This is a genomic window from Azospirillum brasilense, from assembly GCF_005222205.1.
GTDB lineage: Bacteria > Pseudomonadota > Alphaproteobacteria > Azospirillales > Azospirillaceae > Azospirillum > Azospirillum brasilense_G.
Genome location: NZ_CP032346.1, coordinates 1,658,485 through 1,684,871, shown reverse-complemented (window position 1 = coordinate 1,684,871; position 26,387 = coordinate 1,658,485). Strand labels below are relative to the sequence as shown.

23 protein-coding genes and 2 tRNA genes are annotated in these 26,387 nt (G+C 68.3%); 15 read left to right on the top strand and 10 right to left on the bottom strand.

Annotated features, from left to right (window positions below; all coding sequences use genetic code 11):
- Nucleotides 1-249: 249 nt before the first annotated feature.
- Nucleotides 250-336: transfer RNA gene (locus D3869_RS21620), tRNA-Leu, on the top strand.
- A 29-nt stretch (nt 337-365) separates the two neighbouring features.
- Nucleotides 366-441: transfer RNA gene (locus tag D3869_RS21615), tRNA-Ala, on the top strand.
- A 229-nt stretch (nt 442-670) separates the two neighbouring features.
- Here the strand turns inward: D3869_RS21615 and D3869_RS21610 are convergent.
- The gene (locus tag D3869_RS21610) at nt 671-1,147 is read right to left on the bottom strand and encodes a helix-turn-helix domain-containing protein (RefSeq protein WP_247895830.1); all 477 of its coding nucleotides are present in this window, start codon (nt 1,145-1,147) and stop codon (nt 671-673) included.
- A 587-nt stretch (nt 1,148-1,734) separates the two neighbouring features.
- Here D3869_RS21610 and fliF point away from each other — a divergent pair.
- The 11 genes from fliF (at nt 1,735) to D3869_RS21555 (ending at nt 15,282) form a co-directional block, all read left to right on the top strand.
- Nucleotides 1,735-3,399: a flagellar basal-body MS-ring/collar protein FliF gene (fliF, locus tag D3869_RS21605; RefSeq protein ID WP_137141843.1), complete on the top strand. Its 1,665-nt coding sequence runs from the start codon at nt 1,735-1,737 to the stop codon at nt 3,397-3,399.
- A 4-nt stretch (nt 3,400-3,403) separates the two neighbouring features.
- Nucleotides 3,404-4,174 carry a FliH/SctL family protein gene (locus tag D3869_RS21600; protein ID WP_137141842.1) on the top strand — a complete coding sequence of 257 codons (771 nt, stop codon included), beginning with the start codon at nt 3,404-3,406 and terminating at the stop codon, nt 4,172-4,174.
- Nucleotides 4,175-4,238: 64 nt separating this feature from the next.
- Complete coding sequence (fliN, locus tag D3869_RS21595; RefSeq protein WP_014198330.1) at nt 4,239-4,568, top strand: flagellar motor switch protein FliN; 330 nt, start codon at nt 4,239-4,241, stop codon at nt 4,566-4,568.
- Entirely contained in the window at nt 4,565-5,431 is an 867-nt protein-coding gene (locus D3869_RS21590) for a motility protein A (RefSeq protein ID WP_137141841.1), read from the top strand. Before fliN ends, D3869_RS21590 begins: the two co-directional genes overlap by 4 nt.
- A 1-nt stretch (nt 5,432) precedes the next feature.
- Nucleotides 5,433-6,974, top strand: coding sequence for a sigma-54-dependent transcriptional regulator (locus D3869_RS21585; protein WP_137141840.1), 1,542 nt, complete (start codon nt 5,433-5,435; stop codon nt 6,972-6,974).
- 35 nt (nt 6,975-7,009) lie between these two features.
- Nucleotides 7,010-9,175 (top strand): flagellar biosynthesis protein FlhA, encoded by a 2,166-nt coding sequence (gene flhA / locus D3869_RS21580; protein WP_137141839.1) that lies wholly within the window; start codon nt 7,010-7,012, stop codon nt 9,173-9,175.
- A 43-nt stretch (nt 9,176-9,218) separates the two neighbouring features.
- Entirely contained in the window at nt 9,219-10,280 is a 1,062-nt protein-coding gene (locus tag D3869_RS21575) for a GTPase (protein ID WP_137105471.1), read from the top strand.
- Entirely contained in the window at nt 10,277-11,071 is a 795-nt protein-coding gene (locus D3869_RS21570; protein WP_137141838.1) for a MinD/ParA family protein, read from the top strand. Before D3869_RS21575 ends, D3869_RS21570 begins: the two co-directional genes overlap by 4 nt.
- 7 nt (nt 11,072-11,078) lie before the next feature.
- Nucleotides 11,079-13,157 carry a hypothetical protein gene (locus D3869_RS21565; protein WP_175426546.1) on the top strand — a complete coding sequence of 693 codons (2,079 nt, stop codon included), beginning with the start codon at nt 11,079-11,081 and terminating at the stop codon, nt 13,155-13,157.
- Between the two features lie 11 nt (nt 13,158-13,168).
- Nucleotides 13,169-13,531: a hypothetical protein gene (locus D3869_RS21560; RefSeq protein WP_137141837.1), complete on the top strand. Its 363-nt coding sequence runs from the start codon at nt 13,169-13,171 to the stop codon at nt 13,529-13,531.
- A gap of 125 nt (nt 13,532-13,656) precedes the next feature.
- Nucleotides 13,657-15,282: a sensor domain-containing diguanylate cyclase gene (locus tag D3869_RS21555; protein ID WP_175426545.1), complete on the top strand. Its 1,626-nt coding sequence runs from the start codon at nt 13,657-13,659 to the stop codon at nt 15,280-15,282.
- A 27-nt stretch (nt 15,283-15,309) separates the two neighbouring features.
- On the opposite strand, the gene D3869_RS21550 is transcribed toward D3869_RS21555, so the two are convergent.
- Complete coding sequence (locus D3869_RS21550) at nt 15,310-15,747, bottom strand: flagellar FliJ family protein (RefSeq protein ID WP_137141835.1); 438 nt, start codon at nt 15,745-15,747, stop codon at nt 15,310-15,312.
- Nucleotides 15,744-17,090 carry a flagellar protein export ATPase FliI gene (fliI, locus tag D3869_RS21545; RefSeq protein WP_014198319.1) on the bottom strand — a complete coding sequence of 449 codons (1,347 nt, stop codon included), beginning with the start codon at nt 17,088-17,090 and terminating at the stop codon, nt 15,744-15,746. Before fliI ends, D3869_RS21550 begins: the two co-directional genes overlap by 4 nt.
- Nucleotides 17,091-17,367: 277 nt before the next feature.
- Between fliI and ctrA the strand changes: the two genes are divergently transcribed.
- Nucleotides 17,368-18,099 carry a response regulator transcription factor CtrA gene (gene ctrA, locus D3869_RS21540; RefSeq protein ID WP_109070287.1) on the top strand — a complete coding sequence of 244 codons (732 nt, stop codon included), beginning with the start codon at nt 17,368-17,370 and terminating at the stop codon, nt 18,097-18,099.
- A gap of 69 nt (nt 18,100-18,168) precedes the next feature.
- Here ctrA and D3869_RS21535 read toward each other — a convergent pair whose 3' ends face one another.
- Entirely contained in the window at nt 18,169-18,393 is a 225-nt protein-coding gene (locus D3869_RS21535; protein WP_247895829.1) for a DUF1127 domain-containing protein, read from the bottom strand.
- A 134-nt stretch (nt 18,394-18,527) separates the two neighbouring features.
- On the opposite strand from D3869_RS21535, the gene gcvA reads away from it, so the two are divergent.
- Entirely contained in the window at nt 18,528-19,433 is a 906-nt protein-coding gene (gcvA, locus tag D3869_RS21530) for a transcriptional regulator GcvA (protein ID WP_137141834.1), read from the top strand.
- A gap of 33 nt (nt 19,434-19,466) precedes the next feature.
- Here the strand turns inward: gcvA and D3869_RS21525 are convergent, their stop codons facing one another.
- From D3869_RS21525 to D3869_RS21500, 6 genes are all read right to left on the bottom strand, one after another.
- Complete coding sequence (locus D3869_RS21525) at nt 19,467-20,312, bottom strand: CheR family methyltransferase (protein WP_137141833.1); 846 nt, start codon at nt 20,310-20,312, stop codon at nt 19,467-19,469.
- Nucleotides 20,309-21,409 (bottom strand): protein-glutamate methylesterase/protein-glutamine glutaminase, encoded by a 1,101-nt coding sequence (locus D3869_RS21520; RefSeq protein ID WP_175426571.1) that lies wholly within the window; start codon nt 21,407-21,409, stop codon nt 20,309-20,311. The genes D3869_RS21525 and D3869_RS21520 overlap by 4 nt, the downstream gene beginning before the upstream one ends.
- A 138-nt stretch (nt 21,410-21,547) precedes the next feature.
- Nucleotides 21,548-21,913: a response regulator gene (locus tag D3869_RS21515; RefSeq protein ID WP_137141831.1), complete on the bottom strand. Its 366-nt coding sequence runs from the start codon at nt 21,911-21,913 to the stop codon at nt 21,548-21,550.
- 48 nt (nt 21,914-21,961) lie between these two features.
- Nucleotides 21,962-22,462 (bottom strand): chemotaxis protein CheW, encoded by a 501-nt coding sequence (locus D3869_RS21510; protein WP_014198311.1) that lies wholly within the window; start codon nt 22,460-22,462, stop codon nt 21,962-21,964.
- Nucleotides 22,459-25,221, bottom strand: a complete 2,763-nt coding sequence (locus D3869_RS21505) for a hybrid sensor histidine kinase/response regulator (protein ID WP_137141830.1) — start codon at nt 25,219-25,221, stop codon at nt 22,459-22,461. The genes D3869_RS21510 and D3869_RS21505 overlap by 4 nt, the downstream gene beginning before the upstream one ends.
- A 331-nt stretch (nt 25,222-25,552) precedes the next feature.
- Nucleotides 25,553-26,197: a histidine phosphotransferase family protein gene (locus D3869_RS21500; protein WP_109070294.1), complete on the bottom strand. Its 645-nt coding sequence runs from the start codon at nt 26,195-26,197 to the stop codon at nt 25,553-25,555.
- Nucleotides 26,198-26,387: the final 190 nt, after the last annotated feature.

The window sequence follows — 26,387 nt, the reverse complement described above, 5'->3', positions numbered from 1 at the left end:
CGGCGGGCTCTTGAGGTGCAAAACAGGGAGGCACACGCCCTTGGGGCAAGATGAAGATAGCAACCGCGCCCTCCCCGCGCGAAAGGGTGAAGGGCGTAGCGTCCGGCGTGTCCGGAGTGCGCCGAAGGAGTGAGCGCCCACCCCGAAAAAATGGCGGCTTCGAAAGATTCCGCTTGAGCGCCGGCGGCGACGCGGCTATATCAGCGCTCCCGCGTCGCCCCAAGAGACGCGGGACAAAGAGCAGACGATGCGCTTGTGGCGGAATTGGTAGACGCGCTAGGTTCAGGTCCTAGTGGCTGAAAGGCCGTGGGGGTTCGAGTCCCTCCAAGCGCACCAACACTTCTTGTGTTGGTCTGATCATAAGTGGGGCCATAGCTCAGCTGGGAGAGCGCTACAATGGCATTGTAGAGGTCAGGAGTTCGATCCTCCTTGGCTCCACCATCATGAAGCCGGCAACCTCGACGGGTTGCCGGCTTTTCCTTTTTATCCCGACGCCAGGGCCGATCGCGACGCGACAGCCCGCAAATCCGCTCACCTCACGGGGGCTTGAGGCGGAAAGACTGCGGTCCGCGCAGGACCCGGCCATCGTCGGCGGGGTCGGTCATTTTCCAGGGGTCGGGCGGATGGAGTCGCGTTGGGCGGAACCCTCGGCCACCCCTCCGCCCGGGTTTCACGCCTGCCCGACGCTGTGGCCGGCACCCCGCCCGCGGCGACCGCGCACGACGGGCGGCTCGACCACCCCGGCATCCTCGCCGACGGCCGGGTCGCCGGCACCGTCGCTCTGGTCAGCGCAGCGTTCGGCCAGTTCCCGGATCGCCCCGCGAATCTCGGGATCGCGGATGTTCTGGAAGTAGCGGGCGAGCATCAGCGCCTCGCGGGAGCGCAGGGTGCCCTCCGACTCTTCCGTCTGCGGGCTGGCGATGCCGGCCTCCTGGGCGGCGTGACGCTCCTCCAGCCCCTCGAAGAAGACGGAAACCGGGACCCGGAAAAATTGCGCCAGCTTGAACAGCCGGCTGGCCGAAACCCGGTTGAATCCACGCTCGTACTTCTGAAGCTGCTGAAAGGTCAGCCCCAGAGCCGACGCGACATCGCTCTGACTCAGGCCGGCGAGCATGCGCAATTCGCGCAGGCGCTGGCCAACAAACACATCGACCTCGTTGAGGCCTTCCTTTTTCTCGCGTCCACGTCTTTTCACGGCATTCCCCCATCGACGACAGTGACAAAGCCCTATGTCGCGCGAAGCAACATTCGGTTTTGCGTTTGAAAGATTCCCACGTGCTTGTGCCACGATCTTTTTGGTATCGGACAAGCGACCATTGCAACTCAGCTATGTCGTCGGCGCCGCAAAGTCAACCACCGCTGCGATATTTACTACCTACGTCCCAACAGACCCTAGAATTAGAATGGGTATGTGCGCGCACATCATTCTTTCTTTAGAGGTAATTTTTAATTGCTTGCCGCACAAACGATCGCATCGTCGCGCTTTTACGGAGAGCCGCCGGCCCGCTCCTCGCTCACTGATCGGCAAAGGAGCGTTGCCGGCGCGCACCGGTAGGCACATTTTGCCGGGCACTGGGCAATTTCTGCCCACGAATTAACGCTCTCTTCATCAAGACAGCCCAGCATGCGCGCTTAAGGCAGGGACCGGCGCGGTTTTTGCAAATTCTTTTTCTGCGTCTGCGAAATCAAGAACTTCCCGGAAATCCACCGGGGCATCCGATCGGGGACTGGCGCGTGAACAACCTTCTGCAGACCTTGCGCAACCTGGGTCCCGCGCGCCTGGCCGCTATCGGCGGCGTCGGCCTGCTCCTGATCGGATTCTTCGTCTATCTGATGACGCGCCTCTCCTCCCCGGAGATGGAGCTTCTCTACGCCGAACTCCAGCCCACCGAGGCCGCGGCCATCGCCAAGAAGCTGGAGGAGGCGAAGGTCCCCTTCACGGTGGACAAGACCGGCACGAAGATCATGGTCGCCGCCGAACAGGTGGGGCCGACCCGCATGCGGATGGCCGCCGCCGGCCTGCCGTCGGGCGGCTCGATCGGCTACGAGCTGTTCGACAAGGGCGAAGGCTTCGGCGCCACCAGCTTCATGCAGAACATCAACCATCTGCGCGCCCTGGAAGGCGAGATGGCGCGCACGGTGCAGACGCTGAACGGGGTGCAGAGCGCCCGCGTCCATCTGGTGCTGCCCAAGCGCGAGCTGTTCGCGCGCCAGCAGAACCCGGCGACGGCCAGCATCTTCATAAAGCTGCGCCCCGGCGCCCAGCTGTCGCGCGAGAACATCCAGGCGATCCAGCACCTGATCGCCGCCTCCGTGCCGAACCTCGACCCCAGTCGCATCTCCATCGTCGACGACAAGGGCACCCTGCTCGCCCGCGGCACCGGCAACGACAGCGCGGACGCCATGCTGGCCTCGGCGGAGGAGAAGAAGGTCGCCTACGAGAGCCGCGTCGCCCGCATCATCGAGGATCTGCTGGGCCGCACCGTCGGCTACGGCAAGGTGCGGGCGGAGGTGTCGGCCGATCTCGACTTCGACCGCATCACCACGCAATCCGAAATCTTCGATCCGGAAAGCCAGGTCGTCCGCTCCACCCAGACGGTGACGGAGGCGAACGAGAGCCACGACCGCGACCCGCTGTCGCCGGTCACCGTGGACCAGAATCTGCCGACCGCGCAGTCGGGCAACAACGCCGGGCCGATCTCGCAGAACAAGCAGAACCGCAGCGAAGAGACGATCAACTACGAGATCAGCCGGACCACCAAGAACCACGTCCGCGAGTCCGGGCAGGTGCGCCGCCTGTCGGTCGCCGTGCTGGTCGACGGCACCTACAGCCTGCCCAGGGACGGCAACCCGGCGGCCTACCAGCCGCGGTCGGAGCAGGAGCTGGAGAGCATCAAGGCGCTCGTCCGCTCCGCCGTCGGCCTCGACGCCGTGCGCGGCGACACGCTGGAAGTCATCAACATGCGCTTCTGGTCGCCGGAAGACGACGTCCAGAAGCCGGAGGAGCTGTTCCTCGGCATGACCAAGGACGACCTGTTCCGCATCGCGGAGATGGTCGTGCTGGGCATCGTCGCCGTGCTGATCATCCTGCTGGTCATCCGTCCGCTGATCACCCGCGCCTTCGAGAAGGCCGACCAGCAGGAGGAGGACGACATGGACCGCCTGCTGGCCGACCAGAGCGGCATGCCCGCCGCCCTGGCCGCGCCGACCGGCGCGCTGGCCCAGGACCTCGCCCTGGAGGCCGCCCAGGCCGACGAGGAGCTGGAGCAGATGATCGACATCAACCGCGTCGAAGGCCGCGTCCGCGCCTCCTCGCTGCGCAAGGTGGGCGAGATCGTGGAGAAGCATCCGGAGGAAGCGGTGTCGATCCTGCGCAACTGGCTGTATCAGGAGAGCTGACGCCATGAGCTCGGTCCGCAAATTCCTGTTCGACGAGTCCTTCGACGTGGACGCGCCGCCGCGCCGCCAGCTCCAGGCCGACGACGACTATTTCGACAACATCCCCCTGCCGGAACCGGAGCCCGAACCGGAGCCGGAGCTGCCGCCCGAACCGCCGCCGCCGGTGTTCGGCGAGGCCGATCTCGCCGCCGCCCGCGCCGCCGGCTTCGCGGAGGGCGAGACCGCCGGCAAGTCGACGGGCTACGGCAAGGGTTTCGTCGACGGCAACAACGCCGGCCGCAAGGACGGCTACGAACAGGCCCGCGTCGAGATCGAGGCGACGGTGCAGGCGCGGATCGCCAACGCGCTGGAAACCGTCGGCAACGGCGTGCAGCATCTTCTGAACGAGCATTACGCCACCAGCGCCCAGCGGGCCGACCAGCCCGTGCACATCGCGCTGGCCATCGTCCGCAAGCTGATGCCGGAACTGGCGCGGCGCGGCGGGCTGATGGAGGTGGAAGGGCTGGTGCGCTCCTGCCTGACCGACCTGATCGACGAGCCGCGCCTGGTGGTGCGCGTCGCCGACGACATGGTGGACGCGGTGCGCGAGCATCTGGATCAGGTGATCGCCTCCCGCGGCTTCGGCGCCAAGCTGATGGTGGTGGGCGATTCCGGGCTCGCGCCGGGAAGCTGCCGGATCGAGTGGGCCGAGGGCGGGGTGGAGCGCGACACCGCCGGCCTGCTCGCCCAGATCGAACGGCGGATGGCCGGCCTGCTGGAAGCGCCGCCGGGGTGACATCCCCGCGGGTTGGACGGCGGACAGGGTTTTTTTAAGGTTCCAAGGGCTTCTGGAGACTTCGATGGCCAAGGACAGCTTCTCCCTCGACGAGTTGGACGGCGGCGGCCGCAGCGACATTGCGGAGTATGAGACCGGCCTGGGTCCAGCCAAGGATCTGGAAGCGGTCTATGACATCCCCGTCCAGATCTCCGCCGTGCTCGGCAAATCGACCATGCAGGTCAGCCAGCTGCTCAAGCTCGGGCGCGGCGCGGTGGTGGAGCTGGACCGCAAGGTCGGCGAGGCCATCGACATCTACGTGAACAACCGCTTGGTCGCCCGCGGCGAGGTCGTGGTCGTGGAAGACCGGCTGGGCATCACCATGACCGAAATCATCAAGTCGGACCGCGGATGAGCCTCACACGAGACAGCGCTGAACCGTCCCGCCGGGGTGGGCGTTCGGCCCGGCCGCGCGGCGGGGTGGACATGGCGACGCTGGTCGGTCTGGCCGCCGCCGCCGTGGTCATCTTCGTCGCCATGGCGTCGGGCGGCAGTCTGCGCGCCTTCGTCGACCCGCCGTCGCTCATCATCGTGCTGGGCGGCACGCTGGCGGTCACCACCGCCTCCTTCTCGCTGTCCGACGTGGCCATCGCGTGGCGCGACGCCGGGGCGGTGCTGATCCACCGCACCAGCGACCCGCGCGGCGTGGCCCGGCAGGTGCTCCTGCTCGCCGAGGCGGCGCGGCGCGCGCCGGAGACGCTGCGCAACGTCCTGCCGGAGCTGAAGCACGAGTCGTTCCTGCACCGCTCGGTCACGCTGGTGGCCGAGGGGCTGCCGCCCGACGACATCGAGCGGATGCTGATCGGCGAGGTCGAGGCGTCGGGCGCCGGCAAGGTCAAGAGCGCGGGCGTGCTGCGCCGCGCGTCGGAGGTGGCGCCGGCCATGGGGCTGATCGGCACGCTGGTCGGCCTCGTCCAGATGCTGGGCAGCCTGAACGACCCGTCGAGCATCGGCCCGGCCATGGCGCTGGCCCTGCTGACCACCTTCTACGGGGCGGTGCTCGGCAACGTCGCGCTGGCCCCGCTGGCCGCCAAGGTGGAGCGGACGGCGGAAGAGGACGCGCTCGTCAAGACTCTCTACACCATCGGCGCGGTATCCATCGCGCGACAGGAAAATCCGCGGCGTCTGGAGATGCTCCTGAACGCCGTTCTTCCGCCTGGAAAGCGGATTCAGTACTTCGATCGGGACTCCGACCGGGGTTCTCCGAGGGGAGCGTAAGATGCGTCTGCTGATCGTTGGAACGTTGGAAGGGTACATCACCGCCGCTGGCAAGATCGCCATGCAGCGCGGGGCGAAGGTGTCCCACACCGACAGCATCGAGGGCGCCCTGAACGCCCTGCGCGCGGCGGCGGGGGCGGACCTCGTGATGATCGACGTCAAACTCGACATCGCGACCTTCATCGAGAGCCTGAAGGCGGAACGGATCACCATTCCCGTGGTGGCCTGCGGCATCGGCACCGACGCGGCGGCGGCGGTGAAGGCGATCCGCGCCGGCGCCAAGGAATACATCCCCCTGCCCCCCGACGCGGAGCTGATCGCCGCCGTGCTTGAGGCGGTGGCGGAGGAAAGCCACGCCATCGTCTGCCAGGACCCGGCCATGCTGGCGACCCTGCGGCTGGCGGACCAGGTGGCGCCCAGCGACGCCTCCGTCCTGATCACCGGCGAGAGCGGCACCGGCAAGGAGCTGATGGCCCGCTACATCCACCGCAAGAGCCGGCGCTCCGACGCGCCCTTCGTCGCGGTGAACTGCGCGGCCATCCCGGAAAACCTTCTGGAATCGGAGCTGTTCGGCCATGAGAAGGGCGCCTTCACCGGCGCCGTCGCCCGCCGGCTCGGCCGCTTCGAGGAGGCCAACGGCGGCACCCTGCTGCTCGACGAGCTGTCGGAGATGCACCCGCGGCTCCAGGCCAAGCTGCTGCGCGCCATCCAGGAGAAGGAGATCGACCGCATCGGCTCGTCCCAGCCGGTGAAGGTCAACGTCCGCCTGATCGCCACCTCCAACCGCAACCTGGAAAACGAAGTCCGCGCCGGCAACTTCCGCGAGGACCTCTATTTCCGGCTGAACGTCTTCAGCGTCGCCATCCCGTCCCTGCGCGAACGGCCGGCCGATATCCCGATGATCGCCGACCATTTCCTGAAGAAATACGCGCAGGCCAACGGGCTGGGCGAGAAGCGGCTGTCGGACGACGCGCTCATGATGCTGCGCGCCCACCACTGGCGCGGCAACGTGCGCGAGCTGGAAAACACCATGCACCGCGCCGTCCTGCTCTCCAAATCGGAGACGGTCGGGCCGGACTCGATCATGCTGACCAGCCAGATGCTCGCCCCGGAAGGGTCGGCGCAGGCGTCGATCCCGACCAACTCGCCGGTCGCCAACCCCTTCGCCGGGCCGGGCGGCACGGTGCCGCAGGCGCCGCGCGGCTATGGGCAGCCGGCGCCCGGCTACCCGACCTCCTACGCGCCGCCTCCGGGTCACGCCGCGGGGGCCGCGGCCTACGGCAACGCCGGAGCGTCGTCCTATGGCAACGCCGGAGCGGCGGCGCCCGGCGCCCCCGCCGTCCAGGGTCTCGTCGGCCGCACGGTGGCGGAGGTCGAGCGCGACCTGATCATCGGCACGCTGTCGCACTGCCTGGGCAACCGCACCCACGCGGCGAACATCCTGGGCATCTCGATCCGGACGCTGCGCAACAAGCTGAAGCAGTACAGCGAGGAAGGCGTGCCGGTGCCGCCGCCGGGTGCCGAGGAACGGGCGGCCTACTGATCCGCTGATCGGGGGAAAGGCGGAGGAGCGGCGGCATGGCACTGACCGAACACAATCCGGGGGCGCGAGCGGGCGGCGGCGGCAACATGACCGCGCTGACCGACATGGTGGCCGTCGCCAAGGGGGCGCTGAAGCGCGGCGACATCGTGATGGCGGCCGGCATCATGCTGATCGTCGTCGGGCTGATCCTGCCGCTGCCACCGATGCTGCTCGACATGATGCTCGGGCTGAACGTCACCATCTCGGTCCTGATCCTGATGGTGGTGCTGTTCATCGAGAAGCCGCTGGAGCTGTCGGCCTACCCGACGATCCTGCTCATCACCACGCTGCTGCGCCTGTCTCTGAACATGGCCTCCACACGCCTGATCCTGACGCAGGGTCATGAAGGCACGGCGGCGGCGGGCCATGTGATCGAGGCCTTCGCCGGCTTCGTCATGGGCGGCGACTTCATCATCGGCGTGATCGTCTACGCGATCCTGACGATCGTGAACTTCAAGGTCATCACCGCCGGTTCGGGCCGCATCGCCGAAGTGGCGGCGCGCTTCACCCTGGACGCCATGCCCGGCAAGCAGATGGCCATCGACGCCGACCTGTCCGCCGGCATGATCGACGAGACCACCGCCCGCGCCAAGCGCAAGGAACTGGAGGACGAAAGCGCCTTCTTCGGCTCCATGGACGGTGCGTCGAAGTTCGTGAAGGGCGACGCCGTCGCCGGCCTGATGATCATGTTCATCAACATCATCGGCGGCGTGTCGCTGGCGGTCCTGCGCTACGACATGCCGATCATGCAGGCGCTGGACACCTTCACCAAGCTGACCATCGGCGACGGCCTCGTCTCGCAGATCCCGGCGCTGGTCATCTCCATCTCCGCCGGCTTCCTGGTGTCGAAGGCCGGCACCGGCGGGTCCACCGACAAGGCGGTGGTCGGCCAGCTCACCAACCACGTCAGCGCGCTCGGCCTGTCGGCGGGCGCCATCGGCCTGCTCGCCCTGATGCCGGGCATGCCGATGCTGCCCTTCCTGCCGGTGGTCGCCGCCGTCGGGGCCGCCGCCTGGTATTTGCCGAAGCTGCGCGCCAAGAAGGAGGCGGAGGAGGCGGAGGCCGCCGCCGCCGAGGCCGCGGGCATGGGCGGGCCGGGCGGCGGGGCCGCCCCGGTGGCCGACGAGCCGATCGCCACGGCGCTGGCCATCGACCTGATCCGGCTGGAGCTGGGCTACGGCCTGCTGTCGCTGATCAACCAGCCGCAGGCGGGCAGCCACCGGCTGACCGACCAGATCAAGGGGCTGCGCCGCCAGATCGCCGGCGAGGTCGGATTCGTCATGCCGGCGGTGCGCATCCAGGACAACCTGCAGCTTCCGCCCAACGCCTACATCATCCGCGTCAAGGAGATCGAGGCGGGGCGCGGCGACATCCGCCCGAACATGCTTCTGGTCATGGACCCGCGCGGCGAGGCGATGAGCCTGCCCGGCGAGCAGACGGTGGAGCCGACCTTCGGCCTGCCGGCCATCTGGATCGAGCCGGGCTATCGCGAGGAGGCGCTGTTCAAGGGCTACACGGTGGTCGATCCGTCCACGGTCATCACCACGCATCTGACCGAACTCATCAAGGACAACATGCCGGAGCTGCTGTCCTTCACCGAGACCCAGAAGCTGCTGGACGAGCTGGACAAGGAGCACCAGAAGCTGATCGCCGACGTGGTGCCGGCGCAGATCACTGTGGGCGGATTGCAACGGGTGTTGCAGAACCTGCTTGCAGAACGGGTTTCGGTACGCGATCTTGCCACCATTCTGGAGGGCGTGTCCGAGGCGGCAAGCCAAACCCGCAGCATCACGCAGATCACCGAGCATGTGCGCACGCGCCTGGCGCGGCAGATCTGCGACGCGAACATCAACGAGATGGGAGTCATCCCGCTCGTCACCCTGTCCCCCGAGTGGGAGCAGGCGTTCGCGGAATCGCTGGTGGGTGATGGCGACGACCGGCAACTGACGATGGCGCCGAGCCGGCTTCAGCAATTCATCACTTCGGTCCGCCAAACCTTCGAGCGACACGCCATGATGGGCGAGACCCCCGTCCTGTTGACCAGCCCCCTGATCCGTCCCTTCGTCCGCTCGATCGTCGAGCGGTTCCGGCCGGCCACCGTGGTGATGTCGCAGAACGAGATCCATCCCAAGGCGCGGATCAAGACCCTGGGGCAGATCTGATGCAGGCCATGACGAACCAGTGTGACGGGCGGGGAGCGAGCCGATGCGGCTGAAGTCGTTCCACGCCAAGTCCATGTCCGAAGCCATGCGCATGGTCCGCCAGACGCTGGGCGACGATGCCATCATCGTCGCCACGCGCGAGGAGGACGGCGGCGGCGTTCGCGTGACCGCGGCGGTGGAGGACGACGATCTGCTGATGGCGCAGGCGCGCACGGCCCAGCCGACGCGGACCGCCCGCCCCGTGGTGGTGGTCGAGGAGGAGCCGGAGATCGACGTGGGCGAGGTGGTGGCCGACGTGCTGCACCGCCACGGCGTGCCCGCGGCCCTGGCCGAGCAGCTGATCGACGCCGCCGCCGGGCTGGACACCGACGACCCCGCGCTGGCGCTGGGCGCAGCGCTCGACTCCATGTTCACCTTCAGCCCGCTGCAGGACCGGCGCGGCGGCAACAAGCCGCTGATCCTGGTCGGCCCGCCGGGCAGCGGCAAGACGCTGATCGTCGCCAAGCTGGCCGCCCAGGCGGTGTTCCGCAAACGCTCGGTCGGCGTGATCACCACCGACACGGTTCGCGCCGGCGGCATGGAACAGTTGGCCGCCTTCACGCGTCTGATGAAAATCAAACTGGCGACGGTGGAGGACCCCGACGCGCTCGCGGGCGCGTTCGAGGTCAGCCGCGGCGCCGACGTCGTCCTGGTGGACACCGCCGGACGCAACCCCTACAACCGGGAAGACATGGCCGACCTCAAGGCCCTGCTGTCCGCCGGGGTGGCCGAGCCGATACTCGTGCTCCCCGCCGGGCTGGACGCCATGGAAGCCGCCGACATCGCCCAATCCTTCAAGGCGCTGGGCGTGCGGCGGATGCTGATCACCCGGCTCGACATGGCGCGTCGGCTGGGCAGCCTGCTCGGCACCGCGCACCGTTCGCGCATGGCTTTCTGCAACGCCAGCGTTTCCTCCAAGGTGGCCGAGGGGCTGACACCGCTGAACCCGGTGGCCTTCGCCCGCCTGATGATGCCCGCCGAGGACAAGGCGGCGCGCAACCGGCCCAAGCCGGTGGCTCCTGCCAAGACCAAAGCCGTTCGTTCTTCGTCGAGGACCATCCCATGACCGATCCGGTGTTTCCGGCCGCCCTCAAGAACGTTCACCCGCTGCGCGGTGCCAACGTCATCGCCGTGGCCAGTGGAAAGGGCGGCGTCGGCAAGACGTGGTTCTCGATCACGCTCGCCCACGCGCTGACCAAGATGGGCAAGAACTCGCTGCTGTTCGACGGCGACCTCGGCCTCGCCAACGTCGACATCCAGCTCGGCTTCCAGCCGAAGAACGATCTCGGCGCGGTCATCAACGGCGACGTGACGCTCGGCCGCGCGGCCCAGCGCTACACCGAGGGCGGCTTCGACATCATCGCCGGCCGCTCCGGCTCCGGGACGCTCGCCCAGTTGCCGAGCCAGCGCCTGTCCGGCTTGCGCAACGACCTGATGGAGCTGGCCCGGCGCTACGACTGCGTGATCATGGATATGGGCGCCGGCGTCGACCGCACGGTGCGCACCCTGTCCGGCCCCGCCGGGACGACGCTGGTGGTGACGACGGACGAGCCGACCTCGCTGACCGACGCTTACGCCTTCATCAAGCTGACCCACGCCACCAACCCCACCGCCGACCTGCGCGTCGTGGTGAACATGGCGCAGAGCGTGAAGGACGGCGAGCGGACCTACGGCACCATACTGAAGGCCTGCCAGAACTTCCTGAAATACAAGCCCGCGCTGGCCGGCATCATCCGCCGCGACCTGAAGGTGCGCGACGCCATCCGCAACCAGTCGCCGCTGCTGACCCGCTCCCCCGCATCCGACGCCGCGCGGGACGTGCTGGCCATCGCCCAGCGGCTTCTCAACGGCCAGTAAGGCCGGGATGGGGGGCACCCTTCCACCCCCGGTCGCCGGAACACCCGCCGCCCCCGCGGCGGCGACCACCCCCGCGCCCGCCCCGGCGGTGGTCGCCGAGGGCACGGTCAAAGCCCTGCCGGAGCGCTTGCAGGACATCGCCCGCCCGGTCGTGCTGACCGGCACCGTCGTCGGCACCACGCCGGAGGGCCTGGCCCGCGTGCGCACCCAGGCCGGCGAACTGCTCGTGCAGACCCCGACGCCGCTGCCCGCCGACAAGCCGGTGACGCTCCAGATCACCCCGGCGCAGGTGCTTTTGGAGCAGGCGGCATCGACCGACCCCGCCGCGGCCTCCCCCACCCAAAGCCTCGCGGCGAAGGTTCTGGTGCTGACCCAGGGCACGCCGACCACGGCGCCAACCACACCACCGAACGCGCAGACGGTGGGAGGACCGGCGAAGACCATCCCCGGCCAGACCGGCGCGGCGCAACCCCAGGGCTCGGCGACACCGGTGGTGATCCTGCCCACCCCGGCGTCCGCCACGCCGACGACGGGGCCGGCGGGCCAGCCTCTTCCCCTGCTGCTGCCGGGCACCATCGTGCCGGCGCTGGTCATCGCCGCGGCGCCCAAGCCTCCGGCGCCGCCCGGTGCGGTCCCAGCCCTGCCCGGCCAGCCCACCAGCACCACACCGGCGGCACCCCTCTCTCCCGCCACGGACGGCGCCGCCAGCCCGGCTCCGACACCCGGGCCGTCGCCAACCGGCCAGCCCGGCGCCGCGCCCGCTCCTCCGCAGGCCCCGCCATCGCCGCCGGGCACCACGCCGGCCACCACGCCGCTTCCCGGCAAGCCGATGCTCGACGCCACGGTGGAACTCGGCGGCGACGCGGCGCATCCCGGCGGAGACCTCCCGGAGCCGGCCGCTCCCGCGAAACCGGCCCCCTCGAAAACAGCCGGAGAGCCGGTCCTGACCCAGGGCGGCACCGTCGCGCTGAAGATCCTGACCGTCACCCCTCCGCCCGACCAGCCGCAGGCCGCCCCGCCGGACGATGGATCTCCGCCACCGGACGGCCAGAACGCCGGCAACCCGTCCCGCAAGGACGGCGCCCCGCCCCACCCCGCGTCCCAGCTCCCGGCGGCGGCGCCATCGGCCCCGGCCCCGCCGCGCGGCACCGCGGTCCCGACCGCGTCGCCCACGACGCCGGGGGCGGAACCCGGCGGCACACCGGCAACGCCGCAGGCGCTCGACGGGCCGGTGCTGAAGGGCACGGTGGCCGGCAGCACGCCGCAGGGCCAGCCGATCCTCGCCACGCCGCAGGGCATGCTGGCGCTGAACGTCCAGGCGAGCCTGCCGCAGGGCAGCGCCGTCACCGCCGCCCTGACCGACCCCGCCAAGGCGCTCCAGACCGCGCCGCCGCCGCTCGCCGCCGAGCCGGGGCCGCTGAGCGAGCGGGACTGGCCCGCGATGCGCCAGCTCCTGACCGCCCTCGCCGGCGTGGACCGCTCCGCCGCGCAGGCGCTGATCGGCACGGTGATGCCGCAGCCGAACCGCAAGCTGGGCGCGGCGATGAGTTTCTTCCTGTCGGCGATCCGCGGCGGGGACGCCCGCGGCTGGCTGGGGGACGACGCCGCCTCCGCCCTGGAGAAATCCGGCCAGGGGAGCCTGCTGTCCCAGTTGGAGCGTGAATTCCGCAGCCTCCAGCAGCAGGCGGGCGACCCCCTGCCGGGCGATTGGCGTCCCTACACCTTGCCGATGATGGACGCCAACGGGCTGCTGCCGATCAAGCTGCACATCCATCCCATAAATTCGGAAGAGGACGGCAAGACGGGCCGCAAGGGCGGCGACAAGGGGAGCCGCTTCCTGCTCGACCTGGATCTCAGCCGCCTCGGTCCGATGCAGCTCGATGGGCTGGTGCAGCCCAACCGGTTCGACCTGATCCTGCGCAGCCACACCCCGCTGGCGCCGGAAATCCGTCTGGACCTGATCCAGATTTTCGCGGACAGCATCCGCGCCGTGGGCTACATCGGCGGCCTGTCCTTCCAATCCGGCGCCAAATGCTGGGTCAAGCTGACCCGGGCCGGGGCGGGCGGCAGCAGCTACACCGCCTGACGAGCCTGGCCATGCACCGCCGCGAATTTCTGAGCACCGCCGCCAACCCGGACGCCCGCCATGATTATCTGGTGGAGTTGCACGGGGAACCGGCGCCCGGCACCCGCCTGATCCTGCGCTACGTCCCCGACCGCGCGGTCGTGACGCCGGACGGCGTCGCCGCCTATCTCGGCGCCCTGTCCGACGCCGCGGCGGCCACCGGACCGGAAGCGCTGGCCATCGCCGTGCTCGACGATCTGAACAACGAGCTGATCCCCCGCTGGGTGGAGATCACGGTGGAGCGGGCCATGCCCGTCCCCCAGCGCGTGGTCATCGAGGACCGCCAGCCCGGTTGGGACAACCCGCATTTTTTCGCCCGGATGCGGCGCGTCTGATCCTCCGATCCCCGTCTCGCCCGTCGTCCGGCATGGCTGCACCGCGCCAAGTCACAGCTTTCGCCGCTTGATTTCCTCAACCCGCATGAGAATAAAGCGGGTCGGCCGGTGCGTGGATGAGTCCGTTGAAACGTACACGAATATTGAGGCGCGCCCAAACCCTCTGGGCGCGCGTTGGGCTTCGCGCACGCCTCGAAGCCTTCATTCTGCTCGCCCTTCTTCCGCTGGTGGGGCTTGTCCTCGTCCTTCTGTTTCAAGAGCGCAGCCAGGACATCGAACGGGCGCGCGAGGACACCCGCCTGCTGGCCGACCGCGGAGCGGCGCAGCAGGCGCAGATCGTCGAACAGGCCCGCAACGTCCTTCAGCTTCTCACCCTCGTCCCCGACGTCCGGGAGGCCAGTCCGGAACGTTGCTCGACCTTGCTGAAACGGGCGACCGAACTTTATCCCTGGGCCGCCGGCTTCGGTGTGTTCAATCCCGACGGCAACCTGCTGTGCAGCAGCAACAGCAACCGGCCGGCGAATCTCGCCGGACGCGACTATTTCCAAAAGGCTTTGGCGACGCGCGGCTTCACGGTCAGCAACTTCCTGATCGGCCAGAACAGCAAGAAGCCCCGCGTGGTCACCGCCCTGCCGATCCTCGATGACGACGGGTCGGTCAGCCGCATGCTGGTGGCGGGGGTGGACCTGAGCTGGCTTGCGGAACTGTCCGCGGAGATCGCCCATGAGTCCGGCGGAATCGTCTCGCTCTTCGATTCCCAGGGGACGATCCTCGCCCGCGTGCCGGACCCGCAGGGGCTCGTCGGGCAATCGATGGCCGATCATCCGATACTCCGCAGCATCCTGCGGGAGGAGATGGGCATCATCGAAGGCGACGGCCTGGACGGCGTTCCCCGGATCAGCGGCTTCTCGACCCTGGAGGAAACCGGCGCCAAGATCGTCGTCGCCGTTGCGCGCGACGACATCCTAGCCGCGGCCAACCGGAACCTGCTGCTGGGAACCGGCGTCATGGTCGGCGTGGTGCTCCTCATCGGCGGAGGGGTGTGGGTGCTGATGGAGGTGATGGTCCTGCGCGGCCTGCGGGACCTCAAGGCGTCGGCGGCAACCCTGTCGTCGGACCTCTTCGATCCTAACGCCCCCTGCATTCCCGCCCCGGTCCACCCGTCCGAATTCAGTCAGGTTGCCCAGGCGATGCGGACGATGGGACGGACGCTGAGCGCCATCGCCTTCGAGGATCGCCTGACCGGTCTCGCCAACCGTCGCTTCTTCGAGGCGCATGTGGAGCGCCTTCAGGAGCAGCCGGAGTCGAACCGCAACGCCGTGGCGATCCTCTACATCGACCTCGACGGGTTCAAGCCGATCAACGACCAGCATGGCCACCACACCGGTGATCTGGTGCTGAAGGAGATCGGCGAACGGCTGGCGCGTTGCGTGCGCCACGGGGATTTCGCCGCGCGCCTCGGTGGCGACGAGTTCACCGTGCTGCTCGCGCTGCCGGACGGCCATCAGAGACATTATGTCCTGGAGGTGGCCAGACGGATCATCGACAGCGTCTCCACCCCGATCATGGTCGACGGGCTGGACATCCAGATCGGCTGCAGCATCGGGGTTGCGCTGTGGCCGACGGACGCGGCGGACCTGACCTTGGCGCTTCAGCACGCCGACCGGGCGCTGTACGCCGCCAAACGCGCGGGCCGCGCGCGCGTGGTGTCCTATTCGGATCTTCCCGCCGACAACGCCATGGCAACCTGAGCGGGCCGGGCCGGTCGAAGCGGGACGTCAGGATTCGACGCTGCTCTCCTCCTGCTGGCGGCGGCGGAAGCCGACCAGCGCGGTCTCGTCCAGCATGTTGGCTTCCTTGCGCTTCAGCTTTTCCTTCTCGCGCTTCAGCCGCTCCTCTTCGGCCAGCTCGTAGCGCTTCAGTTCCTGGAAGGCTTCGGCCATCTCGTCGGTGGCGACGGCGATCTGGGCCTCCACCTGCCCCATCGACTGGGTCAGCCGCTTGCCGCGCTCCATCGCCGCCTGGATGTAGTTGCTGTAGGTGAAGGCGTATTCGACGTTGCCGCGGGCGGTGTCGCGCTCCGCCGCGATCTCCTCCTTCAGCCGCTCGATCTCGGCCTGGAGCCGGTCGGCGAGGTTCTGGAGTTCCGCCAGCGCCCGGCGCTTCTCGTCGAGCTTCCATTTCTGGAGCCGGATGATGGTCTTCAGACTGCTCATTCTTGCGGCGGCCACTGTTCAATGCCGAAGATGGCGGCAAGCTGGGCGTAGCTGTTGTCAAGGTCCGTCGCCTCGCGCTTGCCCTGCTTCAGGAATGCCTCCAAGGCCGGCTGGAAATGGATGGCCTCGTCCACCTGCGGGTCGGTGCCCTTGCGGTAGGCGCCGAGGCGGATCATCTCCGCCATGTTGTCGTAGGACGACATCAGCCGCCGCGCGTGGTTCACCAGCTCGTTCTCCATGGGGGAGTTGCAGCCGGGCATGGTGCGCGACACGCTGCGCAGGATGTTGATGGCCGGATAGCGCCCGCGCTCGCCGATCTGGCGCTCCAGGACGATGTGGCCGTCCAGGATGCCGCGCACGGCGTCGGCGATGGGCTCGTTGTGGTCGTCGCCTTCGACCAGCACGGTGAACAGGCCAGTGATGGAGCCCGACCCGCTGAGGCCCGGCCCGGCGCGTTCGAGCAGGCGCGGCAGCTCGGCGAAGACGGTCGGGGGATAGCCCTTGGTCGTCGGCGGCTCGCCGGCCGACAGGCCGATCTCGCGCTGGGCCATGGCGAAGCGCGTCACGCTGTCCATCATGCACAGCACGTTGCAGCCGGCGTCGCGGAAGGCCTCCGCCACGGCCAGCGTCATGTAGGCGGCCTGGCGGCGCATCAGCGGCGCCTCGTCGGAGGTGGCGCAGACCACGACGCTGCGCGCCAGCCCCTCCTCCCCCAGGTCTTCGGTGATGAATTCCTGAAGCTCGCGCCCGCGTTCGCCGATCAGCCCGATCACCGCGACCTCCGCGCCGGAGAAGCGGGCGAGCATCGACATCACCGACGACTTGCCGACGCCGGAGCCGGCGAAGATGCCCATGCGCTGGCCGCGGCAGCAGGTGAGGAAGGCGTTGATGGCGCGGATGCCCAGGTCCAGCTTCTCGCCCACGCGGGCGCGGGAATGGGCGGGCGGCGGGTTGTTGCGGATGGGAACGCCGTGCGTCCCCTTGGGCAGCGGCCCCTTGCCGTCCACCGGCTCGCCCAACGCGTTGATGACGCGGCCGAGCCACGCCTCCGTCGGGAAGACCATGGGCTGGCTGTCCGAGACCAGCGCGCGGCAGCCCAACCCGACCCCGTCGATGGAGCCGAAGGGCATCAGCAGCGCGCGGCCCTGGCGGAAGCCGACCACCTCGCAGGGGACCTGCCGGCCGTCGCGGGATTCGACGATGCAGCGCCCGCCCACCGACAATTCCTTCTCGATCCCCCCGACCTCGACCAGCAGGCCGAGCACGGCGGTGACCCGCCCGAAGCGGCTGCAGCCGGAGACGGACTCGATTTCCTGAAGGATGCGGGCGACGTCGGCGGGCACGGTCTTGCGGATCAGCGGACGGGATTGGGACGGGTGAGCCGGGCGCGGGCGGCGCAATTTGCGGTCGGCTCGGCGTGCGCCGCCATGCCGCCCCCGTCATGCTCGTCCAAAAACATTAACGTTAAATGAAGTGCTATGCCTCTGGCGTTAAGCTGAATCGTCTGTTAACTTGTGTAAACGGACGCGCCGATCTGTTAAGGGAATCGGTTAAGGAACCGCGGGAAAGCAACGCCGCATCGAAAGCCAAAAACGCGCCATCTAACATCGGGATATCGCCATGAGGGTTCTGCTGGTCGAAGACGACTCCTCCACGGCCAAAAGCATCGAACTGATGCTCCAGTCGGAAGGCTACATCGTCGACTCTACCGACCTCGGTGAGGATGGACTCGAAATCGGCAAGCTGTACGATTACGACATCATCATCCTCGATCTGATGCTGCCGGACATTGATGGCTACGAGGTGCTGCGCCGTCTGCGCGCCGCGCGCGTGACCACGCCGATCCTCATTCTTTCCGGCCTGTCGGAACTGGACCACAAGATCAAGGGTCTGGGCTTCGGCGCCGACGACTATCTGACCAAGCCCTTCGACAAGCGCGAGCTGATCGCCCGCATCCAGGCCATCGTCCGCCGCTCCAAGGGCCATTCCGACAGCATCATCCGCACCGGCCGCCTGACCGTGAACCTGGACACCCGCACGGTGGAGGTGGACAACCAGCCGCTCCACCTGACCGGCAAGGAATACGGCATCCTGGAGCTGCTGTCGCTGCGCAAGGGCACGACCCTGACCAAGGAGATGTTCCTGAACCATCTCTATGGCGGCATGGACGAGCCGGAACTGAAGATCATCGACGTCTTCGTCTGCAAGCTGCGCAAGAAGCTCGCCGCGGCCACCCAGGGCGACAACTACATCGAGACGGTGTGGGGCCGCGGCTATGTGCTGCGCGACCCGCACGAGGACGCGTCCCCGATCCCGCGCGTCCCGCACCCACAGGCACAGGCGGCCGGCTGACCGCCGACCGCCCGTCCCCCTCGCGTCTCATGCGGCCGGCGGCGGGTTCACGCCCACCGCCATCCGCGGTCATTCCTGCCAGAAGGCCTTTTCGGTTTCGCGACGGGCTTCCGTGCGGCTCAACCCGACATCGCGCAGCAGATGATCGTCCAGCGCCGCCAGGGAGCGGCGCTGCCGGTGGCGCTCGATCATCCCCAGAACCTCGCCGAACGCCCGCTCGGCAAAGCGTCGCGCGCCACCGAGAGACACCATGCCCCGGTCTGTGGAAACGGCGCCCAGCGCTCTCCTGCTCATGATCCGACACTCCGCTTGATGAATTCCGTCCCCTAGGAATGCACCCGGAAGCGGCTTGTCCGCAAAGGATGCTTTCTCTAACCTGCATGAGAGAATTTCATGCGGCCGGGCAACCATCCGGCGGATGCGGACCCATGCAGATACCCCCACTCAACGGCTTGCGCGCCTTCGAAGCGGCGGCGCGCCATCTCAGCTTCACCCGCGCGGCGGAGGAGCTGAACGTCACCCAAAGCGCGATCAGCCACCAGATCCGCACGCTGGAGGATCGGCTGGGCATCCGGCTGTTCCGCCGGCTGAATCAGGCGCTCGTTCTGACCGACGCCGGCCAACTCCTGCTGCCCAGCGTGCGCGACGCCTTCGCGCGGCTGGCCACCGGCCTGGAGCGGGTCATGGAGCATGAACGCTCCGGCGTGCTGACGATGAGCGTCTCGCCCTCCTTCGCCAGCCGCTGGCTGATGAGCCGCATCGGCCGCTTCCGCGCCCGCCACCCGGAGATCCATCTGCGCATCAGCGTCAGCCAGCACGAGATCGATTTCGAACGCGAAGCCGACATCGACATCGGGCTTCGCCATGGCCTTGGGGTCTGGGAGGGCTTGCGGGCCGACCGCTTCCTCGACGACGCGGTGTTTCCCGTCTGCAGCCCGGCCCTGCTGCACGGGCCGACGCCGCTGGGCCAGCCCGCCGACCTGCGCCATCATGTTCTGGTCGAGGAGACCGGCCACAGCTATTGGGCGACGTGGCTGGCCATGGCCGGACTCGGCGACCTGAAGCCGAGTTCCGAGATGGTCTTCGACGAGATCGGCATCGCCATCGAAGCCGCGGAGAACGGCCAGGGCATCGCCATGGCGCGCGGCACCCTGGTGCTGGAGGAGCTGGCGAGCGGGCGGCTGACCCGGCTGTTCGACCTCGCCCTGCCGGGAGACTTCGGTTACTACCTCGTCTGCCCGGAGGTGACCGCCGACCGGCCCAAGATCGCCGCCTTCCGCCGTTGGATCATGGAGGAAGGCGCCGCCGACCGTCTCACCGTCACGCCGGCTTAAATCGACACTGGCTTAAATCAACACAGGCTTGAATCACACGGCCGCCTTGAGCCCGCTCGGAACCTGGAAGCCGCCCAGGCTGTACAGGCCGCGCTGGCCGTCCACCGGCTTGAAGCGGTCGGTGATTCCCAGAACGGTTTCCGCGCCGCCGAGATAGAGCACGCCGTCCTGCGGCATCTGGCGGGCGATCGCCTCCAGCACCTTGGTCTTGGTCGGCTGGTCGAAATAGATCAGCACGTTGCGGCAGAACACGATGTCGAACTGCCCCAGCACGGACAGGTCGCCCAGCAGGTTGAACTCACGGAAGGAGGCCATCTGGCGCAGCTGCTGGCTGATCTGCCACTTGTCGCCCTGCTGCTTGAAATGCTTCACCAGCATCTGGATCGGCAGGCCGCGCTGCACCTCGAACTGGGTGTAGATGCCCGACTTGGAGCGCTCCACCATTTCCGCCGAGATGTCGGTGCCGACGATTTCGATCCGCCAGCCGGCCAACTTCGCCGCATCCTCGTTCAGCAGCATGGCCAGCGAGTAGGCTTCCTGCCCCGACGAGCAGGCCGCCGACCAGATGCGGATGGACCGCTTGGCGGACCGCGCCTCCAGCAGCCTCGGCAGGACGATCTGCTTGAACTGGTCGAAGGGCTTCTGGTCGCGGAAGAAGGACGACTCGTTGGTCGTCATCGCCTCCGTGATGTCGCGCAGCAGCGCCTCGTCCTTGCGCGTCCGCACGGTGGAGGCCAGTTCCTCCAGCCCCTTCATGTTCCACTTGCGCGCCACCGGCATCAGCCGGGATTCGAGCAGGTAGGCCTTGTCCCGGGTCAGAACCAGGCCGGAACGCTGCTTGAGCAGCGTGGAGAACATGTCGAAATCTTCGACTCTCATGCTGCCCTCGATGCGAACTTGCGGATGTAGGGACCGATTTCCTTGAGCGGCAGCACCGCCGAGCAGATGCCCGCCTGAGCGACGGCGCCCGGCATGCCCCACACGACGCTGGACGCCTCGTCCTGCGCGATCAGGGTGCCGCCGGCGTTCACCACCTCGGTGCAGCCCTTCAGCCCGTCCTGCCCCATGCCGGTCAGGATGCAGGCCAGGACCTTGCGCCCACCGAAGGCGCGGAGGATGGACCGCATCATCGGGTCCACCGCCGGACGGCAGAAATTCTCGGGCGGGTCCTTGGTCAGCGAGATCACGTTGGCGCCCGCGCGCTGGGTCACCAGCATGTGGAAATCGCCCGGCGCGATGTAGCAGCGCCCCGACACGATCGGCTCGCCGTCCTTCGCCTCCTGGGCGTTCAGCCCGCACTGGCGGGTGATGTGCTCGGCCAGGATGGTGGTGAAGGTTGCCGGCATGTGCTGGGTGATCAGGATCGGCTGGGTGACGCCGGTCTTCAGATGGGCCAGCACCTCGAACAGCGCCTGCGGGCCGCCCGTGGAGCTGCCGATGGCGATGACATCCGGCTTGACCTGACCGACGGAACCGACGGCAGGGGCCGGGCGGAGCGTGACGGGCGGCGGCTCGCGCTTCAGGAAGGCGGCGGGAACCGGGGTCAGCGGGCGCAGCTCGCCGCGGGTGCGGGATCCGGCGCGCCGGGCGGCGGCGCCCAGCGCCTTGACCTTCGACACCAGTTCGCGCTTGAAGGCGTCCGCCCCGCCGATCTCGCGGGTGGAGGTCGGCTTGGGGATGTAGTCGGCCGCCCCCGCGGACAGGCAGCGCATGGAGATGTCGGCCCCGCGCAGCGTCAGGGTCGAGGCCATGATGATCTTCACCTGCGGCGCCACCGCCAGCAGCTTCGGGATGGCGGTCAGCCCGTCCATCACCGGCATCTCGATGTCGAGGACGATGACGTCGAGCGAGTTGCGCTGCAGGGCGTTGACCGCCATCTGGCCGTCGCCGACCGACGCGACCACGCGGATTTCAGAATCGCCTTCCAGAGCGCGGGTCAGAAGGCCACGAATGACGGCGGAATCGTCGACCACCATCACCCGGACGGGATCGCCGCCGGCCGCACCGGTCGGATGCCCCGCCGGCGCGGGGGGAGGAGGTCTGCCGAAACGATCGGACATAACGCAATCAGCCTTTCAGGGTCGGAGCGGTGCGCGGTGCGGTGGTCCCGCCCGTCACAGCAGCCCGACCTGCTGGAACTTGGTCTGGATGATGTCGCTGTCGAACGGCTTCATGATGTACTCGTTCGCCCCGGCGGACAGCGCCTCCTGGATGTGGGCAAGGTCGTTCTCGGTGGTGCAGAAGACGACCTTGGGAAAATCCCCGCCGCTCATCTTGCGCAGACGGCGCAGGAACTCGATGCCGGTCATCACCGGCATGTTCCAATCGAGCAGGATGGCGTCCGGCATCTTCTGCGCGCAGGCATCCATGGCCTGCTTGCCGTCCTCCGCCTCGGTGCAGGCGAAGTGCAGCTCTTCCAGGATCTTCCGCGCGACCTTGCGGACCACGCGGCTGTCGTCGACGACCAGGCAAACTTTCATGGTGAACGGGCCTCAGGCTTCGCTTTGAACACCGACCGGGGTTTCGCCTCAGGCCGCTTCCATCGTGGTGAAGTTCAGCAGACGCGGCACGTCCAGGACCACCATGAGCTGACCGTTCAGGCGATAGATGCCCGTGGACACCTCGCGCCAGCGCGGGTCGAGGGTGGCCGGGTTGCGCTCGAAGTCATCGTTGGAGAGGCTCAGCACCTCCCCCACCGAATCGACCATCAGGCTGTAAAGCTCGCCGCGCAGGTCCACCACGATGGACATGCCCGGCTTGTCCTTCGGGCGCGACGTCAGGCCGAGCCGCAGACGCACGTCGATGGCGGTGACGATGCGCCCGCGCAGGTTCAGCGAACCGGCAACCTCCGGCGGGGCCAGCGGGATGCGGGTGATCCGCTGGTGACCCAGCACGTCCTGGACCTGAAGGACCGGGATGCCGAACAGCTGGTCGGCGATCGTCATGGTCACATAGTCCTGGCTGCCACCGGAGGTGATCTCGTCGCCCTTGGACTTCTTGGTGGTGGCGGGCAGCTTGGCGTTGCTCATGCGGCACCTTTCTGCTCGGACAGGGTCTGCTGCAGCGCGTACAGCAGCGCGTCACGGTCGAACTTGGCGACATAGTCGGTGAACCCGGCCTGACGGCCGCGGTCGAGGTCGCGCGGGGAGGCGTGGCTGGACAGGGCGACCATCGGCGTGCCGCTCCAGCGGGTGCCGCCCTGGCGGACCGCCTCGGCGAAGTCGAAGCCGCTCATCCCCGGCATCTCGATGTCGGAGACGATGACGTCGAAGTCCTCGCCCGCCTCGCACAGCGCCAGCGCCTCGTTGGCGTTCTCCACGGCGGTGACGTCGTAACCGGCGACCGACAGCAGCGGGGTCAGCAGATTGCGGAAGAAGGGGCTGTCGTCGACCAGCAGCACGCGCTGGAGCGTCCTCTCCTCCTCGTAGCCGTCGGTCGAGGACGAGCCGAACCAATCCTTGTAGGCCTGGGTCAGGAAGAAGCCCGCGTCGAGCACGTCCGTCGCCTTGCCGGCGATGATCGCCGAGCCCATCAGGCCCGGACGGTCGGCGGTGAGCTGCACCACCAGACGCTCCTCCACGATGTCGACGATCTCGTCGACGATCAGGCCCATCGACCGGTCGCCGTCGGCGAAGACCAGAACCGGCTGGCGGCCTTCCTGGCCGATCATGAAGCCCGGGTCGATCGGCACCAGCGGCATCAGCTTGCCGCGGTACTGGACCACCGGCATGCCGTTGGACGATTCGACGCTGGCGAGGTCGACATCCTCCAGACGGGCGACCAGCGACAGCGGCACCGCCTTCGGCGCGCCGGCCCCGGCGCGGAACAGCAGGAGGGCCATCTTGTCCTCCTGGCGGGTCGCCTGGACGGAGGTCGCCTCCTTCGACGCGGTCTCGCCCATGGCCATCTCGCCGGTCGCCGACGCGATGCCGTTGGGGTCGAGGATCATGATGACGGAGCCGTCGCCGAGGATGGTGTTGCCCGAGAACATCTCGATGTGGCGCAGGATCGGCGCCACCGGCTTCACCACGATTTCCTCGGTGTCGAACACGCGGTCGACCATGATGCCGAAGGTGTAGGTGCCGACCTGCGTGACCACGATGAAGGTCTCGTCGGTCTTCTTCTCGCCGCCCTCCTGGTCGTCCAGCCGCAGCAGCTCCTGCAGCGAGACCAGAGGCAGCAGGCGGTTGCGCAGGCGCAGGACCGGCGTGCCCTTCAGCCGCTCGATGGTGTGCTCGCTGTCGGCGGCGGCGCGCACCAGCTCGACCACGCTGATCTGCGGGATGGCGAAGCGCTCGCCGGCGCACTCCACGATCAGGGCGGACACGATGGCCAGCGTCAGCGGGATCTTGATGACGAAGGTCGAGCCCTTGCCCTGCTGGGACTTGATCTCGATCGTGCCGCCGATCTTCTCGATGTTGGTCTTGACCACGTCCATGCCGACGCCGCGGCCCGACACGTTGGTGACCTTCGCCGCGGTCGAGAAGCCCGGCTTCATGATGAACTGGATGATCTGCTGGTCGGACATCGCCGCCAGCTCGCCTTCCGAGGCCATCCCGTTCTGGATCGCCTTCTGCTTGATCCGGTCGATCGCCAGGCCCTTACCGTCGTCCTGGATCTCGATGATGATGTGGCCGCCCTCGTGATAGGCGTTCAGCGTGATGCGGCCGGTCTCCGACTTGCCCGCGCGCAGACGGTCGGCGGGCACCTCCAGGCCGTGGTCGGCGGAGTTGCGCACCATGTGCGTCAGCGGGTCCTTGATCAGCTCCAGCACCTGGCGGTCCAGCTCGGTGTCGGCGCCGAGCATCTGGAGGTCGATCTTCTTGCCCAGTTCGTGCGACAGGTCGCGCACCAGACGCGGCAGCTTGGCCCAGGCGTTGCCGATGGGCTGCATGCGCGTCTTCATGACGCCTTCCTGCAGCTCCGACGTCACGTGGTTCAGGCGCTGCAGCGGGGCGGCGAACTCGCTCTCCTTCTGCGACCGCAGGATCTGGAGGAGCTGGTTGCGGGTGAGCACCAGCTCCGAGACCATGGTCATCAGGTTTTCGAGCAGATCCACGTTCACGCGGATGGTCTGCGCGGCGACCGCCGATTCCTTGGTCGCGGCCTCGCCGCCCGCACCGGCGCCGGACGCGGCCTCCGCGGCGGGAGCGGGCATCTTGGCGGCGGCGGGGACCGGATCGGGGTCCGGCACGACCAGGTCGTGCGACGGGACGGGGTCTTCCGCCGGCTCCGCGGCGACCGGGGCCAGCGCGGTGCTGGTCGGGCCGGGGGTGGAATTCCAGATCGCCTCGAGCTCGTCCAGGGTGACGTTGCCCGAGGACACCGGCGCCTCGTCCGCCGCCGCGACCGCGGGGGCCGGCGGGGGCTCCGGGGCCGGAGCGGGCTTGGCCGGGGCGGCGGCGCCCAGCTTGCCTTCGGCGCACAGGTTCAGCCGCTCGATCAGCGGCAGGTCGTCGCCCGGCGGCTCCGCCTCCGTCGCCTCCAGCACCGCCAGCAGGCTCTTGATGGTGTCCAGCGCCTGAAGGATCAGCGAGACCGCCTCAGGGTTGATCGTCAGTTCCCCGTCGCGGAACTTGCCCAGCACGTTTTCCGAGGCGTGCGCGACCTTTTCCAGGCGCGGCAGGCCGAGGAAGCCGCAGGTGCCCTTGATGGTGTGCACCAGACGGAAGATGTTCGACAGAAGTTCCGGATTGTTGGGATTCTGCTCCAGACGGACCAGTTCCACGTCGAGAACCGACAGGTTCTCGTTGGTTTCCGTCAGGAATTCGGAGAGCAGATCATCCATGTCGCGATCCCCACGCCCGCAATTGTATCCGTTTCCGGCCGGGCCGTCCGGAGGGCGGCGTGCGCGACGCCGCCGGTACGGGCCTTTCCAGCTACGGTGGGAGCCTGTCAAACACTGATTAAGAGAACCTTACCTCCTTCGATACCACTCTTGGGCTCCGCCGTCATGCCGAGCCAGCCGGCCCAAGGTCACAGCCCGCAAAGCCGGTGCCGCCGCCGCGGCCTATGACCGCCGGGGACGCTCCAGGCAGCCATGGTGAAGCGCCGCGCGCCGGACCGGCCGCGGTTTGAAACACGTCGATGCGCGGGTTACGCCCCCGGTGGGGGCCGCGTCACCACTCCACAGTGAAGACCAGCCGGTCCGGTCCGGCCGGGGTGGCGGCGACGCGGTATCCGTCGTCCTCGGCGAAGCGCCCGGTCATGTAGGCGTGGATGCTGCGCGGGGTCAGGTCGGCGGCGGCGACCGTGCCGGCCAGCGCCGCCGCGGACTCGTCCTTGAGCGCACCGGGCCGTCCGGCGGCGGTGATGGTGAAGCGCCCCGCCTGCTCGTCCCCCTCCGCCGCGACGGTGATGGTGCCGCCGTGGGTCAGCGCCTCGTCGGCCAGGATGATGACGTTGAGCAGCACCTTCGCCGCCCCGCGCTTGAAGGCGAGCTGGTCGTTCGGCACCCCGGCCGGCCAGTCCAGCGTGGTGCGCCCGCCTTCCAGAAGCCCCTGGGCGGAGGAGCGGGTGTCGCCGAAGCCCTTCTGCTCCCGCCCGGCGAGGCCATAGGCCAGCCGGAAGACGCGCAGCCGCCGGTCGGCCTGACCGGAGGAATGCTCGATCAGCTTCACCGCCTCGCCCAGGAAGCCGCCGGCGGGCTCGTCCTCCATCTCCTCGATCAGTTCCAACCCGTTGCGGATCGCTCCCACCGGGCTCACGAGATCGTGGCAGATGCGGGAGGCGACAAGCTCGATCACGCGGATGTCAAGCGGCACGGGTGGTCTCCAGATCGTTGACGGCCGACCTTCGGCGAACCGGAGGACGACCATGGCCGCGGCCCAGGGAACGTCGTCCAGGAACTTCCCCCGGCCGGGCGGCATTCTGTTGCATGCCGGTGCCCCGTGGGGATGGCCGGCGGCGACGTTCGTTTGTATCATTCCAGGAGCGCGGATGCCGCCGCTTTTC

Coding starts and splice junctions, on each gene's coding strand:
- D3869_RS21600 (WP_137141842.1), top strand. CDS start 3,404: ATGAGCTCGGTCCGCAAATTCCTGTTCGACGAGTCCTTCGACGTGGAC.
- fliN (WP_014198330.1), top strand. CDS start 4,239: ATGGCCAAGGACAGCTTCTCCCTCGACGAGTTGGACGGCGGCGGCCGC.
- D3869_RS21590 (WP_137141841.1), top strand. CDS start 4,565: ATGAGCCTCACACGAGACAGCGCTGAACCGTCCCGCCGGGGTGGGCGT.
- D3869_RS21585 (WP_137141840.1), top strand. CDS start 5,433: ATGCGTCTGCTGATCGTTGGAACGTTGGAAGGGTACATCACCGCCGCT.
- flhA (WP_137141839.1), top strand. CDS start 7,010: ATGGCACTGACCGAACACAATCCGGGGGCGCGAGCGGGCGGCGGCGGC.
- D3869_RS21575 (WP_137105471.1), top strand. CDS start 9,219: ATGCGGCTGAAGTCGTTCCACGCCAAGTCCATGTCCGAAGCCATGCGC.
- D3869_RS21570 (WP_137141838.1), top strand. CDS start 10,277: ATGACCGATCCGGTGTTTCCGGCCGCCCTCAAGAACGTTCACCCGCTG.
- D3869_RS21565 (WP_175426546.1), top strand. CDS start 11,079: ATGGGGGGCACCCTTCCACCCCCGGTCGCCGGAACACCCGCCGCCCCC.
- D3869_RS21560 (WP_137141837.1), top strand. CDS start 13,169: ATGCACCGCCGCGAATTTCTGAGCACCGCCGCCAACCCGGACGCCCGC.
- D3869_RS21550 (WP_137141835.1), bottom strand. CDS start 15,747: ATGAGCAGTCTGAAGACCATCATCCGGCTCCAGAAATGGAAGCTCGAC.
- ctrA (WP_109070287.1), top strand. CDS start 17,368: ATGAGGGTTCTGCTGGTCGAAGACGACTCCTCCACGGCCAAAAGCATC.
- D3869_RS21535 (WP_247895829.1), bottom strand. CDS start 18,393: ATGAGCAGGAGAGCGCTGGGCGCCGTTTCCACAGACCGGGGCATGGTG.
- gcvA (WP_137141834.1), top strand. CDS start 18,528: ATGCAGATACCCCCACTCAACGGCTTGCGCGCCTTCGAAGCGGCGGCG.
- D3869_RS21525 (WP_137141833.1), bottom strand. CDS start 20,312: ATGAGAGTCGAAGATTTCGACATGTTCTCCACGCTGCTCAAGCAGCGT.
- D3869_RS21520 (WP_175426571.1), bottom strand. CDS start 21,409: ATGGTGGTCGACGATTCCGCCGTCATTCGTGGCCTTCTGACCCGCGCT.
- D3869_RS21515 (WP_137141831.1), bottom strand. CDS start 21,913: ATGAAAGTTTGCCTGGTCGTCGACGACAGCCGCGTGGTCCGCAAGGTC.
- D3869_RS21510 (WP_014198311.1), bottom strand. CDS start 22,462: ATGAGCAACGCCAAGCTGCCCGCCACCACCAAGAAGTCCAAGGGCGAC.
- D3869_RS21505 (WP_137141830.1), bottom strand. CDS start 25,221: ATGGATGATCTGCTCTCCGAATTCCTGACGGAAACCAACGAGAACCTG.